This window comes from Rubrivirga marina (assembly GCF_002283365.1).
In the GTDB taxonomy this organism is placed as follows: Bacteria; Bacteroidota; Rhodothermia; order Rhodothermales; family Rubricoccaceae; genus Rubrivirga; species Rubrivirga marina.
On the sequence record NZ_MQWD01000001.1, the window covers coordinates 484,532 to 498,242 of the forward strand.

11 protein-coding genes are annotated in these 13,711 nt (G+C 71.2%); 4 read left to right on the forward strand and 7 right to left on the reverse strand.

Translation table 11 applies throughout. The annotated features are described in order from the left end of the window. Positions 1 to 3: 3 nt before the first annotated feature. Positions 4 to 159: a hypothetical protein gene (locus tag BSZ37_RS21770; RefSeq protein WP_179299428.1), complete on the forward strand. Its 156-nt coding sequence runs from the start codon at positions 4 to 6 to the stop codon at positions 157 to 159. Positions 160 to 241: 82 nt separating this feature from the next. Here BSZ37_RS21770 and BSZ37_RS01955 read toward each other — a convergent pair whose 3' ends face one another. Both BSZ37_RS01955 and BSZ37_RS01960 read right to left on the reverse strand, forming a co-directional pair. Then, on the reverse strand, positions 242 to 1,327 hold the full coding sequence (locus tag BSZ37_RS01955) for an endonuclease NucS domain-containing protein (protein WP_095508926.1): 1,086 nt from the start codon (positions 1,325 to 1,327) through the stop codon (positions 242 to 244). 9 nt (positions 1,328 to 1,336) lie between these two features. After that, positions 1,337 to 4,741: a class I SAM-dependent DNA methyltransferase gene (locus BSZ37_RS01960; RefSeq protein WP_095508927.1), complete on the reverse strand. Its 3,405-nt coding sequence runs from the start codon at positions 4,739 to 4,741 to the stop codon at positions 1,337 to 1,339. 226 nt (positions 4,742 to 4,967) lie between these two features. On the opposite strand from BSZ37_RS01960, the gene BSZ37_RS01965 reads away from it, so the two are divergent. Beyond that, complete coding sequence (locus tag BSZ37_RS01965; RefSeq protein ID WP_095508928.1) at positions 4,968 to 5,891, forward strand: hypothetical protein; 924 nt, start codon at positions 4,968 to 4,970, stop codon at positions 5,889 to 5,891. A 159-nt stretch (positions 5,892 to 6,050) separates the two neighbouring features. Here the strand turns inward: BSZ37_RS01965 and BSZ37_RS01970 are convergent, their stop codons facing one another. Together BSZ37_RS01970 and BSZ37_RS01975 are read right to left on the reverse strand one after the other, a co-directional pair. Further along, positions 6,051 to 6,401 carry a hypothetical protein gene (locus BSZ37_RS01970; protein ID WP_095508929.1) on the reverse strand — a complete coding sequence of 117 codons (351 nt, stop codon included), beginning with the start codon at positions 6,399 to 6,401 and terminating at the stop codon, positions 6,051 to 6,053. Positions 6,402 to 6,457: 56 nt separating this feature from the next. Then, on the reverse strand, positions 6,458 to 6,700 hold the full coding sequence (locus tag BSZ37_RS01975; RefSeq protein ID WP_095508930.1) for a hypothetical protein: 243 nt from the start codon (positions 6,698 to 6,700) through the stop codon (positions 6,458 to 6,460). A gap of 155 nt (positions 6,701 to 6,855) precedes the next feature. Between BSZ37_RS01975 and BSZ37_RS01980 the strand changes: the two genes are divergently transcribed. Beyond that, positions 6,856 to 7,059, forward strand: coding sequence for a hypothetical protein (locus tag BSZ37_RS01980; protein WP_095508931.1), 204 nt, complete (start codon positions 6,856 to 6,858; stop codon positions 7,057 to 7,059). An 81-nt stretch (positions 7,060 to 7,140) separates the two neighbouring features. Here BSZ37_RS01980 and BSZ37_RS01985 read toward each other — a convergent pair whose 3' ends face one another. Then, entirely contained in the window at positions 7,141 to 7,485 is a 345-nt protein-coding gene (locus BSZ37_RS01985) for a hypothetical protein (RefSeq protein ID WP_095508932.1), read from the reverse strand. A gap of 510 nt (positions 7,486 to 7,995) precedes the next feature. On the opposite strand from BSZ37_RS01985, the gene BSZ37_RS01990 reads away from it, so the two are divergent. Beyond that, entirely contained in the window at positions 7,996 to 10,008 is a 2,013-nt protein-coding gene (locus tag BSZ37_RS01990) for a hypothetical protein (protein WP_095508933.1), read from the forward strand. Positions 10,009 to 10,142: 134 nt separating this feature from the next. Here BSZ37_RS01990 and BSZ37_RS01995 read toward each other — a convergent pair whose 3' ends face one another. Further along, the gene (locus tag BSZ37_RS01995) at positions 10,143 to 12,530 is read right to left on the reverse strand and encodes a hypothetical protein (RefSeq protein ID WP_095508934.1); all 2,388 of its coding nucleotides are present in this window, start codon (positions 12,528 to 12,530) and stop codon (positions 10,143 to 10,145) included. A gap of 280 nt (positions 12,531 to 12,810) precedes the next feature. Beyond that, positions 12,811 to 13,311, reverse strand: coding sequence for a LexA family protein (locus BSZ37_RS02000; RefSeq protein ID WP_095508935.1), 501 nt, complete (start codon positions 13,309 to 13,311; stop codon positions 12,811 to 12,813). Between the last annotated feature and the right edge of the window lie 400 nt (positions 13,312 to 13,711).

Here is a 13,711-nt window from a genome sequence, read left to right on the forward strand (position 1 = left end):
GCCATGTACGACCCGTGCCCGTACCGACGGCTGGCCGACCTCGCCTTGTTCATCCGGAGCGCCCTCCAACGAGGCCCGGAAGGAGGGGCAGCTCTGCTCGCGGAGATCCAAGAGGCCGAGGAGCGGATCCTGACGATCCTTCGCGGGCTGGTCGGTTGACCGGGGCGCCTCCAAAGCGTGGGCGCCTCCCGTGGACCGGCAAGCATGGGCCGAGGTCAGCGGTCCCTCGTTCCGAACCGGGTTAGCCGTCGAGGTCGAACGCCTCGGCGAGCCGGTCGAGCGTGAAGCGGTTCCTGAGCTTGCACGCCGGGTTCTGGTTCGCAAACATCCCCGTCTCCCACACGGCCTCGCTAGCCGGTCGGGCCTGGTCCCACTCGACGCTTACGACCCATTCGCAGAGGTCGTCGTTGTCGGAGTGCTCCCGCATCCTCAGAGCCTCTAGGGGGACGTCGTGGAGCGGGACTGTCTGCCCGTTCACCTCAACAGTGACGTCACGTGAGGGGCGGGCCTCGGCCGTCACCGTCCCGACGCCGACGTATCCAGTTCCAGGAATGTGAGCGGAGACCCTGTGACCCGGGCGGAGGGCCCTCATCCTCTGGCTCGCCCACTTGCCCTCCCCGGCCGAGACGAAACCGTACCGCCGGAAGTCCTCCCACGTCCGGTGCGGGCCCTCGCCGACCGAGACGTAGAAGTCGGTCCCGTTCCAGGGCTCCTGCTTCTTCGCCTTCGTCGCACGGACCGGACCGGGCCGGGCCTCGGCCTCAGACGGGTCGATCAGCCACGTCCGCGCGAGGTACTCGTGCCCGTTCTCCTCGAAGTAACGGAAGAAGACGGCGTTGACGGGGACGCCGTACGTGTCCGAGAGGTACCCGATGATCCGTTCCGTGCTCGGGTCGAGCTTGGCCGCTACGACGATGAGCCGGTGCGACGTGTTCACGGCCTCGGGTGGGCCGGCCCCGAACCGCTCAGCGAACGCGGCCTCGAAGTCTTCGCCGCCGTTGTTGTCGGCGAACAGGGCGGCCACGTCCTCGTAGGTCAGGCCCTCCGCCCAAGAGCCGTAATCGAGGACCTGCCCGACGACCTCCCGCGGGGTCCGGTCCCGCTTGAGCTCGACGACGACGAGGTCCCCTTCCTCGTCGATGGCGAGGAGATCGACGAACCCCCCGAAGGCCGTCGTGATTTGGCGCCCGACGAGGAGGAGACCAGGGTCCAGGACGGACAGGTCGGAGGCGAGGACATCTTCGAGCCGGCTCTCTAAGGGAAGGGCCGAGAAGTGGATGGGGACGAGGCCGCCGTCGATCCGCCAGATTCCGAGTTCGAGAGGCATGAGTCAGGTTTACAAAGTGAAGGCATCGCCGACGTGGTGGACGAGGCCGAGTTCGGCGAGCGCGTCGAGGACTTCCTCGGCGGCGCGCGGCGTGGCCCCGTCGAAGCGGGCGGCGACCTCGGCCGGCGTCGAGGCCCCGGCGGCGACGGCCTGACGCACGGCGACCGTCCGTCCGGCGAGCGCGTCGGGCCACGGGCGCGTATCGGGCTCGTCGTCGACAGCGACGGGGGCGGGCGTGCGGAGGTCGAGCCCGCCCTGCGCTGGGGCCCCGGGGTTCTGGAACGCCGGGCGGAGGTACCGGACGGTCCCGGCCTCCTCCTCGGCGCGGCGCTCGGCGTTGAGCGCAACGAGCCGGTCGAGGACGGCGGCGCGGAAGGTGGGGGCCTCGGCGTCGAGATCGCCCCAGCCGTAGGCGTCGAGGACGGCCCGGTCGAGCCGGCGGTGGAGGTCGAGGAGCGTGTGAGCGAGCCCGTCGTCTGCGGCCCGCCGTTCCTTGGCCGTCAGGTCGCGGCCGAGGCGGAGGGCCTGGACGGCGTTGTAGAGGTCCGTCAGGCCGAGGCCGGGGTGCTCGGACTGGCGGGCCTTCCGGTGCGCGTCGATGGCTTCGCCGAACTGGCGGATGGCATCGGCCTGGGCGTCCGTCGCGTTGGGGAAGGGGAAGGGCTGGAAACAGCGCGTCGTGTTGTACACGGGATCGTTCCCCACGCCGAGCCGCCCGCCGGCCCGATCTGCCCACTCGCCGTGGACACTGCTCGATAACACGCCGAGGTGGTAGGCGTCGTCGAAGGCGATGGCGATGATCTTATGCTCAGGGAGGATCGAAGCGTCGAGGAACTGGAACAGCCGGTGCTTGGCCGTCTCCGGCGTGGCGATGTACCTGGGGAGGCCGGCGAGCGCGGAACGGAGCGTCGGGCGTGGTTCGGCGAAGAGCCACCAGTTCTCCCGGTAGCTCTTACGCCGGTTCGTGTCCCGAGCGGGTTTCACTTCCCGGACCAGCCGCTCGAAGGCCTCCGGGTACCTGTCGCGGGTCTCGTCCGCCGTGAGCCCGTAGAAGTCGAGCGCGTACCGCTCCCTCGGCGGCGCTGTCAAGTCCCGGCCGTTGAGCGTCGGCCGGACGTGGGGGTCGTCGCCCACTTGGGCCTTCATCCGCTCGGCCTCGTCCGGCGTGAGGACGAAGCCTCGGCCTGAGAACATCGACCCGACGCTGCTAATGCCTTGGTTCGCGTCGAGCGGTTCGGCCTGCGTCACGTCGGCGCCGACCGTCAGGTCCGCGTTGATCGAGCCGACGTAGTCGGTCAGGTCCACCTCAGCGATCCCGTCGCCGTCGTCGTCGCGCTCGTGCGTCACGACCGCGAGCCGGCCAGCGTCCGGGGGGAAGTCGTCAGCCCGAACGCCCGTCGTCATGGCGACGCGCACGTCGGCGGCGTCCGCCGAGTCCACCCATGGGTGATCTGGGATGGCAAACGCAAGAGCGAGCGAGGGGACCTCGCCTCCGCCTGTGAACAGCCCGTCGGCGCCGGGTCGATCCGCAACCGGCTCGCCGTCTAACTGTCGGTCAATCACCCGCCGGTTGAACGTCTGGGGCAGCGAGTTCGTCGTGACGAGCCCGAAGCGCTGGACCTCGCCTCGGCGCACGGCCTCGGCCGAGCGGTGCCACCAGTAGAGCACGAAGTCGGCTGAGCCCGGGACGGCGGGGTACGCCTTCGCCAGCGCGTCGAGGTAGCCCTGTCCGAGCGCGGTCCGCATTGGCTCGCCCTTCCCTAGAAACGGCGGGTTGCCGACGATGAACTCGGCGTCGGGCCACGGGGCCGGCTCGCCCGCCTCAGTCAGGACGGCGTCCCGGTGCTCGACCTGGCCGTACCCCTCCAGCACCGGCTCGGGGAGCGGCTGGCTCCCCCCGTACCGGCGCCTATGCCACTGGAGGTACCCGATCCACAGGACGAGGTCGGCGATGGCCGCCGCCCGCGCGTTGAGCTCGATCCCCCGCATCTGGCGCGGCGTCACGCCGAACCCCTCGCCGACGGCCTCGCCGACGAGCCCCTCGGCCGCCCGCCGGGCCTCGTCCTCCAGCGCCTTGAGCCCGGCGAACGTGACGTAGAGGAAGTTGCCGGACCCGCACGCCGGGTCGAGCACGCGGACCGACGCTAGGCGCGTGAGGAACCCCGCGAGGACGGCCCGCGCCTCGTTCCGGAGCCGGGTCCGTTGCCCGCCCGACGCGTCCTCGGCCCGCTCGATGAGCTGGGTCGCCGCCGCCCGAGCCCCGTCCCACTCCTCCCGGAGCGGCTCCAGCACGGTCGGCCCGACGAGCCGCTCGACGTAGGCCCGCGGCGTGAAGTGGGCCCCGAGCGCGTGGCGCTCCGCCGGGTCGAGCGCGCGCTCGATGAGCGTCCCGAAGATCGACGGCTCGACCTCGGCCCAGTCCGACCGGGAGGCGTCGAGGAGCGCGGCCCGCTGGTCCTCGGTGAGCCGGGGCGTCCGGGTGTCCTTGAAGAGGAGCCCGTTGAACCGCCGGACGTGCTCGCGGACCTCGCCGACGTACCCGCCCTCGTCCATCGTCCGGAAGAAGTGGGCCAGCGCGTGGGGGAGGTGGTCGAGGTCGTCGGCGTACGCCTCGAGGAGCCGGCGGAACGCGCCCTCGGGGATGAGCCCGGCGTCCTCGGCGAACATCGAGAAGAGGCACCGCGAGAGGAAGGAGGCCACGGCCTCGGCGTCCATCGGCGCCCCGTCCGCGTCGGTCGCCCCGTCGAGCGACGTCGCCAGCGTGGCGAGCTCGTCGGCGAGCTCGACCGTCACGCGGGCCTGGCGCCGGGCCGGGTCGAGTGAGAGCGGGTCCTCGAAGACGGCCGCCAGCGTCGCCCGCGTCTCCGGGTCCGCCAGGTCGCCTAAGCGGACCCGGTTCCGCTCGGCGTCCGGGAACGGGCGGTAGAGCCTGCCGGACCCGGAGAAGTCGGCGTAGAGGTCGAGGCAGAACCCGACGTCGCACACGACGACGAACGGGGGCGGGGGCTCGGCGGCCTCCAGGTTCCGGGCGTACCCCTCGGCCTGGTTCCGCGCGGCCTGCATCGTGGCCTCCCACGCCCGCGTCCCTCGGCGCCCGTGGCCCTGCCTCAGCTTCCGACCGCCCTCGGTCCGCTTGGCGTCGGCCCCCTGCTTCGTCTCCAGCACGAAGGCCCCGCGCTTGTAGAGGTCGACGAACCCCTTGGACTGGCGGCCGTCGCGGAACGTGAGCGGGCGCTCGTAAACGTAGGCGTCGGCCCGCGTGTCGCCCGTCGCGTAGTGCGGGCGCTCGACGCCAAGGACGTCCGCCAGCCCGTTCAAGAACGTCTGGGCGTTCGCGCGCTCGGCCCCGCCGGACGCGGCGGCGTCGCGGAGGAATTCGTCGAGGTCGATGCGGGGCTCGTAGACGTCGGGCACGGGGTCGGATGTGTGGGGATCGGGCTGGGGATGTTACCAGCGGGACGACACGTAGGCCGCCGAGCCCCCTGCTCCGTACGGACCCAGTCCGGGTGGACAGTGCCCGTCGCGGGATCGCGCTCGGTACTCCGTGGAGGTGGCCTGACTTTGTGACTTTGGACCCCGCGCCCTTTATTGGCTGCGGGCCCTGTCCCGATCCCGACGCCTTCCCCTAGCCCGAAGAGCGATGGACACAACCCTCTCCGATCCCATAGACGGCCCGTTCGACTCGATCCGAGAGCACGTCGAACGGCTCCATCGGGTGGTGAAGGGGCTCGACGCCGCGAGAGTCCGGTTCCTTGACGCGACGCGTGACTTCGAGGTCGCCCCGCTCCGGGCCCGGGCGATCGAGAAGCTCAGGGCGTACGACGACCCGGCAGCGGAGAAGGCCCGCCGGACCGTCGAGGCCGCGAGGGAGGCCCGCCACCGCATCGGGGCCCGACTCGGCGCCGACGCCCACATGTCGTCGGTCGTCTCCCACCTCGCTCTGGGGACCCACCTGCTCCTCAGCGGGCTCCAGGGCCGCGCCGTCGCGGTCGCGGTCCGCGGGGGGACCGACGGGCTCCGCGAGATCGAGGACAAGCTCGTGGCCCTCATGGGGCTCGCCCCCCGACCGCCGTCCGACCCGCTCCCCCACGGCGACCCGGCCGAGTTCCGCGGGCTCCTCCTCCTCGCCGAGGACGTCGTCCGGTACTCCGCGATCGCCGTCGACTCGGCGACCCTCGCTCTGTCCGACTACGCCGGGGCCCTCAGTGCCTACGTCGGCGAGCCCCCGCCCGGTCGCGTGGAGACGGTGGCCCGGATCGCGAGGGAGGCGGCGCTCGAACAGGCCGGGGGGCTGATGAGCGAGCAGGCCCTCCAAGCGGCCCTCCGCGCGCTCTCCCTCGCGGCCCCCCTCGTGGCCGTCGTCCTAGAGGCCCTGACGCTCGGGCTGGCGATCAAGGAGCGCGTCGAGGACGAGGCGGCCGAGCGGGCCGTGACCCGGAACCCCGACGACGAGCTCTCCGACCTCCTCGACGCCCTCGGCGAGAGCGAGGCGCGGCTGGACGACGCCGAGCGGTTCGCTCGGACGACGACGGAGGAGGTCCTGGCCATCGTGCGGGGGGTGTAGGACGCCCCGGTGCCGGACCCTCCCGTCCGACGACGCCGGGAGGACCGGCGCGGAGCGGACCCCACGGGTCCAGGTGACGAGGGGGAAATCCCGCGCGGCCGCGCACCGTCCGGGCGGGGGAAGGCGCCCTCCCCGACTGACCGGGGAGGACTGAGCGGCTCATGCGGCGCGCCGGTCCGGCTCGGCGGGGGCGGACCGCGTGACGACGACGTACCCGGTGGCCCGGACGCACGCGGCGACCCCGGCCTTCTCCTCGTACGTCTTGAGCGCCTTGAGCTCGCCCGCGAGCCGGTCGACGGCCGGGCCGTACTCGTAGGTGCGGCGCGTGCGGACGGCGAGCGTGTGGCCGAGCACGTCGGCCGTCGCCCGGTCCTCGTCGAGGAGGGCCGAGTAGATGGTCGGTTCGAGCGCTCGGATCTCGGCGTCGAGCCGCTGGCGCTCGGCCTTGAGGTCGAGGTAGCGGGCGAGGTCGGCGGGGTCGTCGAGCGTGCGGAGGGTGTCGTAGGGCATCGGTCGGGGGGTCAGGGGGGAGCGGGCCCGGGACCAAGGCCCCGGGCCGGACGCCGCTAGGCGTAGAGCGCGACGAGGGCGGGGTCCTCGCAGTCGAAGAAGAGGGCCTCGTACCGGGCGCACTGGACCTCGAACTCGATGGCCGTCTCGATGTCGTCGATGAGGTCGGGCGTGCAGGCGACCGGGGCCCCGGTCGGCGTCTTGACCCCCTCGACCTCGTAGCGGCCGGGCTCGACGCGGGCCGTCACGGCGAGCGTGCCGTGGAGCGGTGAGGGGATGTGGATGGTGATCTGGAACATGGCTCTGTGCGGGATGCCCCTGGCGGGGCGGTGAGAGGGAGGGCGTTGCTGCGCCCGTCGGACATCTCAATTGTACATACTTTTCTGCCCAATGTCAAGAAAAAACTACTCACGCCCCCGCTTTGGTTTACCTTCCGACGACGCCCCCCGGACCCATGACCGCCCGCGAGTTCTCCGACCTCTTCAAGCCGTACCTCCCCGTCCGGACCGTGGCCAAGGCGGCCGGGTTCAAGGAGTCCACGTGGTACACGACGACGACGCGGGGGCGCGAGCTCACGCCCGACGAGGTCAAGCGCCTGCGGGGGGCCGTCGAGGCCCACGCTGCCGAGATCGCTCGGCTCGCCGGGGGCCTCGGATAGAGGAGCCCCCGGCGCGCAGCAACACGCCGGGGGCCGCACAGAGCCGACGGCGGCGCGGGGCCGCCGTCGCTCCGAGCCGTGCTATGCCTCCGCCTCCGGGCCCGTTCCTCCGCCGGTCGGGACGGGGACGGCCCCGGCGAACCCGAGCCGCCGTGCGCCCTCGGCGTAGATCGCCCAGAGGAAGGGGGCCCGGGAGGGCTCGACGCCGTGGAGGGCCCGGAGGACCTCGGCGGCCACGTCGGCGGCGGGCTCGCCCGCGGCCCACGCGGGGACGACGAGGTACGCCTCGACCTCGGCCGCGGCGGCCTCGACGGTCCGGGCCGGCGCCACGGCCCGCCGGCCGTTCGCCTCGCGGACGGCGTCGAGGACGGCCTCCGTCGTCGGGGCGACGGTGCCGCAATCGGGGCGAGGCGGGGGGCGGTCCATGGCGGACGCTACGCCCGGGGCCGTGACGGGTGCCGGGTCGTTCCCACCGCGCGAACGCCGGAGGCCCTGTGCCCGGCCGAGGGGGAGTACCCCGTCGGTACCAGGTGGAGGAAGAGAGGGCGACCCGCGTAAAAAAATCCTGGGGCACCCAGGACTCCAGGCCCTCGGGACGCCACTCAACCACGGTCGGCGGACCACTCAACCGCGACCGACGGACCGTTCAACCCGGAGGAACCCTTCCCCCCCTTAAAAGCAGGGCCCTGGGGTATCCGTCGGCCGTTTCGCCCCGTGCCACCGGGCGGACCCCGGAGCGAGTCGGACCCGACGGCCCCCGTCCCGCTCAGGCGAAGGCGCCGCCGCGCGACTCGCGGGCCCGGCGGCCGCCAGGTTCAGGTCCTGCGCGAGGAGAGGCCGCAGTCGATTTCACGGCTCGAATCGTGCTCGGGGGCTTGACTGTGGAGGATGGGAGCCGGATCATCGGCGCACGTCCCCCCCGTACGAACCTGCCGCATGAGCGGCGCTACCGTGCGGATCATTAAGGCGGGAAAAGGAACCCTGCACGTCGACGCTGAATCGGGGGACGCGACGCTCGTCCTCCCCTTGGAGTTCGACCTCGAACCGAACGAGAGCCCGACGCTCTACGGCGCCTCGCTCCACTACGTGTCCCTGGGGCGGGAACGGGTCGGCGAGGGCGAGGAGGTCGGTCTCGTACCGGTCCGCCCGAACGACCCCGACACGTTCCCGATCAGGCTGAGGGGGGACGACGACGTCCCTGACAAAGTCCAGTTCGTGGTCAAGTTCGAGGCCCCCGACCTCCCCGAGGTAAGTGGGAAGAGGCCGGGCGAGCTCGTCTTGGACCTGAGTGTCCGGGGGAAGCACGTGCTCCCCGTCCGGGTCCGGTTCCAGTGGAGCCCGGCGCGTGCCTTGTCACAGAGAGGCTCCGACGTCGTCGTCGTGGAGGTGGGGCGGGGCCGGCAACCCCGCGAGCTCCGTACGAACTTCGGGGCCCTCCTCCTCCTCTTCGCCGCCGTGTTCGCGTGGAACGCGACCTACAACGACGGGGTGAGGGGCGGGTGGACTTCGCCCGTCCTCGTCGCCAGCGCGGCTTCGTTCGCCCTCGGGTTCTTCGGGCTCCAGATCGTCGCCCTGGCCGGGTGGTTCCGCACCCTCTCGGGCATCATCGCCGTCTGGCGGTACCCCGAGCTCTACTTGGAGCCGGCCACGGTGACCATCCTCGGGGCGAAGGCGACGGCGCCGATCCTGGCCACCCTCGGCCTCGCCCTCGCGGCGGTCGGGTGGTCCGGCCGTGCCGTCGTGCTGCCCGACCCGGGGGACGGGTACGCGTGGGTCTACGACGACGATCGGAACCACGAGGTCCGGCCCGGAGACAAGATCCCCCTTCGGGAGGCCAAGCGGGTCGTTCTGACCTGGGAAGACTCCTCGCGAGTGGCCCGGAGGATCCAACTAGCGAGGGCCCGCACGGCGGTCGATTGGTCGGAGTGGTTCGGGAGCCTCGCGCCTCGGCTGGCCGTCGACTACGACACGTTCAGCGTGGTCTACAGCGAGGGCGTCAGCCTCAGTAGGACCGGGGACTGCGACCCCGAGAGGGACGAGGAGGGGAGCTACCGGGGGGAGTTCACGGTCGAGGACGACCTCGCCTCCCCATGCGTGAACTGGATCCGCCCGCAGGTCGTCGCGGTTCTCAAGGGGGCCAGGCGAGCGCCAGGGGACGACCTGACGGTCGAGGGGACGGGCCGTACGCTGGCCGACCTCACCGAGGTCAGCGTGAGGAGGACTCGGGACCTCGATTCGGGCGCGATCGCGGACCGGTTCGGGTCCGAGTGGGACGCCGAGCTGACCCGCCACACGGCGTACGACCTCCTGCGGTCGCTCGACCTCGACGCCCTCATCGCCCCGGCCGCGCGGGAGATGGTGGACCGGAGAGAGCGGATCCTCAGGCGCGACTTCATGGAGTCGTACGGGCGCCGGGCCGAGGTGGTCGAGACGGGGGGGATTGAAGAGCGAATCCAGAGCCTCGTGTTTCTCCGGGCCCTCGCCCGGCTCAGCGCCCGGACGGGGTCGAGCGCGCTGCGGGACGACGACCTCCGCCGGGTCCGAGACGACTTCGAGGCGTACTACGCCGTCCCACGTGGGACGACGGACGTCGTCGGGAGCCGGGACGTCTTCCGGGCATACGTCCAGTTCCTCATGGAACTGGAGCGGCGCCACCTCGCCTCGCCGTACGTCGACTCCCTCGGGATGGCCGTCGAGGGAGTCGCCAGGGGACTGGGGGACATATACGAGCTCTACCTGGAGGAGGCGCTGGCCTTCGACCTGCTCTACGGAGAGAGCGGGGGGCAGGACCGGTGCGCCAGGCGCCGCGAGTTCCTTCTGCGGAGCTTCCAGGCCCAGGTCGACCGGAATCCGGCCGGAGTTCGGGCCTACGTCGATTCCCTTATGCGGCACGAGCGACGACTCCGAGGAGACGGGCCGGTGCGGGAGTTCGTCGGCCGACTCGCTTGAGGGGGCCCCGCCGGGCTACACGGACACGACATCGGGGACGGGAGGCTCCGGCTTGGCAGTGATCGTAGTGGACCACGGAGAGGCCGCGAGAGGCCAGCCAGTTCCTCGCCGCCAATACTCGCACATCGCGTTAGCTAGAAGTAGGGGTCAGGGGCAAGGCGAAGCGTCCGGACGTGGGTCTCCATGGGGAGGGCGTCGCGAACGACCTGAATTGATCCGGCCTCCTGGTCATCGGTCCAAGTCTCTGCCGGAGCGGCGAGCACGATCTCATCGGCAGCGACGGCGGCAGCGACGGTGGCGAGCGTTGCGAGTTGGCGATCGTCGAACCCGGACGCCGAGGACTTGACTTCGCCTACGACGAGACGGCCGTCGAGTAGGATGCATACGTCGAGGTCCGTAAAGGGAGCGGCGTCGTAGCCTTCGCGCAGATCGAGTGGTGGCCACACCCGAGCGTGGGTACGAGCATCCCTCGCGAGCGCGTAGGCGGTGTCGATGAGGGGGAGCACGGCGTCGTCGGCGATGGCCGAGCGGACGAGCCCGTTGAGCTGGTAGAACCAGCCTGGGTCGGCAGGGAGCGCGAAGGGGCGGAGGCACTCCGGGCACCGGACGGTCCGCGCGAGGTCGTCGACGGGGTGCCACCGGGAGAGGCTGCACGACGGGCACCGGAGGTCGGTCCCCTGGAGGAACACGCCCTGCTCGACCAGCCACTCGAAGTCTGGCCAGCCTTCCTCCTCGAACGACGGACGCTGGTCCCTGGGCACGTCGGGATAAGCCTCCCTGACCGCCCGGTGGTACGCGGCCTTTACGTCGTGCTTGCGGACGGTGTCCCCCGCGCGCCGCATGGTGCGGTTGAGCTTCGAAGCGAGTTCTGTGGCTAGGCTCTCGGCCGTCCGGTCGCCGCGCTCGTCCAGGAGGCGTCGCGCGATGGCGACCTGGGCCTCCCGGGAGGCGACGGGGTCGCCCGCCGCTCGGAGCAACTGCTTTCGCCAGAACGAGCTGCCGAGGACCTGTCCGGCCTTGTAGATGCCCCCGAAGAGGTCGACGGCCGCCTGAAACCGCCGCCCCTGCTCCGAGGCTGCGACGTGGCCGATACGGGGCGTCGGGGCGTCCTGTGCTTCCTCCGTCGTGAGGAGGGCGTTGGCGACGGCCCATGGGTCGGGGACTCGAAGCGTAACAGTGGGGTGGTCGACGGTCGCGCTGACGGAAGGAAGCCCACCGTTCACGACCCTCCACGCTCGTGGCCACGCCCCCTGCTGGAGGAACGGGTGGACGAGTGCGGGGCGTCTGGGGAGACGCCAGCGAGGGGAGACGTTGACGGATCGGGCAGGCGTCGTGTCGTCGACGAGGTCGAGGTCCACCATCCATCCGCCGTCGCCGTCGGAGGCCACCACGACCGGGGGCGTGACCGGAGAGGCGGTGGCCTCGGCGTTGGTGACGACGGCGGTGGCCGACGTCGAGAGGAGGGGGAGGCGCTCCCTGAAGGGGCGGTGCCCGGTCCGCGACGGCTCCCCGGAGAATGGGAGCGACGCAGGGTCGAAGGATTCAGTGGAGACGGACCCGATTGTGCCGAGGGCCTCGGAGAGCGCGTCGAGGCGGTCGACCGCGACGGTGGCGCTTTCGATCACCAAGCCGTGGGGTCCCTGGGAGGACCGCCCCATCTGGTCCCTGGCCCACAAGCGGAGCGCGTCGAGGAACGCGGCGTCGTTGGCGAGCGAGGTGGGGAGCCACAGGACCCGGCCGCGGGGGTGCGACGTGACGGACCGGTTCCACGCCCGCAGCGCGTCGGAGACCGAGTCGCCCACGACGACGGCGTGGGCGGGAGTGGGGAGGTAGCCGGGGGCGAATGGGGTCGGGGCGTACTCCCTGCACAAGAACCGGTAGTGGAGACACCGGACGTCGGTGAGCTCGGCGAGGACAGCGGCCTCCGATTTCTCGTTGAGGAGGATCTCACGGGTGGGCAGGCTCTTGAGCTCGTGCGCGAGGGGCCACGAGGCCCGGGGGTAGCCGAAGTTGCGCTGGACGAACCGTCGGGCGGGGAACGTCGGCGCGGGGCGCCCACCGAGGTACTGCTCTTCGAACCACACGAGCGGCGTGTCCGACGAGAAGAAATGGGCTTGGCGCTGGTGGTGGCGGAAGACGCCCGTCGATGCGAGGGGCCGGATTGGCCAGCCGGTTCGGACGAGGGGGTGGCTGTCGGCGGGGTCGACGGGCCGGACTTCCAGGTGGGCGGGCCCGATCTCGACCTCGATCCTCCGCTTGAGGTCGTCCGACAAGTCGAAGGCAGCCGTGACCACGTCGGGGTCGGTGAGCGAGAGGAGGCGCCAGTAGTCGTCGGAGATCGTCTCGCCGTCGGTGGGGATGATGGGCCAGAAGCCGCCGCCCCACGCGCCCTGGCAGGTCTCGATGAGTGCGTCGAAGGCGTCGGCCGGAAGAGTGTCTGGGGCTACGAGGAAGGCCGCGCGGAGGGGGCGCGTTCGGGTCTCTAGGCGGAGAGTCGGGGACGGATAGGAAGATTTCTGCATCGGGTTTGACCGCCAGGGGTGGCAATGTTGTACGAACGACGCGCCTCCGGACCATTAGCGCGACTTTCCCCCTCTCCCCGGTGAGCCTACCCACATGCCGTGCTCGCCACCTACCGACTCTGAAACTGGTCCTCTTCCAAAGGGTAGCGGGCAGGCCGGTGCAGAGACTCGCAGTAACCTGTTGGCTCCGAGGGCCGACGTTAGGCCTAACCTCTCGTACACCAGGGTTTGCGAGACAGCCTGTTCGGCCTCTCCGCTGTCAGGCACGCTCAATCAGGGATCAAGCGGCCACGCGCCGGAGGCCCTTCCCATTTGGCAGGTGGAACCCGACGTGGCTCGTCACGACGCCCCACACGACGAGGTCCTGCCCGTCGAGGAGCTCGATCGGCTCGTGGTCCGGGTTCGCAGCCAGCAGAACCACCCTCTCTCCCCGCCGGACGTACCGCTTAACGGTCAGCTCGCCGTCGACGGCGGCCACGACGACCATCCCCGACTCGGGCTCGATGGCACGGTCGACGACCAGCACGTCGCCGTCGCGGATCCCCTCGTCCCGCATCGACCACCCCTCGGCCCGGCAGAAGAACACGCTCGGGGACGAGGCCCCAAGGAGGTCGCGGAGGTCGAGCTCGCCCTCGGCGTAGTCGTCGGCCGGGGACGGGAAGCCCGCGGCGACGTCCGAGGCGAAGAACGGGAGCCACGGGCCGGGCGGGAGGTCGGCCGCCGTCCCGATGACGGTGACGCGGCCGGACGTAGCCGGCGGGGGTGTGAGCGCGAGGGGCATGAGTAGGGGGATGAGTCCGCCCTGACGGCCCTACGCGGTCCACGGCGCCCCCTGAGCTCGTCCGCCCCCCTCACCTGTGGGGTCCCCCTTCCCAGGAGTTCCCCTCCCCTGGAGCACTGCCCCGTTTCCGTCAGGCGTCGACGCCCGGTCCCCGTGACGAAGCCAGGAGGGAGCACCTCGAAGTTCTTGACCGACCTCAATCAACTGTAGCCAGGCTGGTTTCCGCATTCTACCGTTCCAAGGGCTGGGGCAGGCAGACCTTTCACCCTGCCGTTACCCCGGATCCACAAATCGGCCTTTGGACACCCATTTTTACCGATTTTGAGGGGAGCGCTGTGCCCCCACTCCGGGCACAGGACGGCGGACCCGTCCACCTCGGCGAGGCGACCGCCGAGCGCGG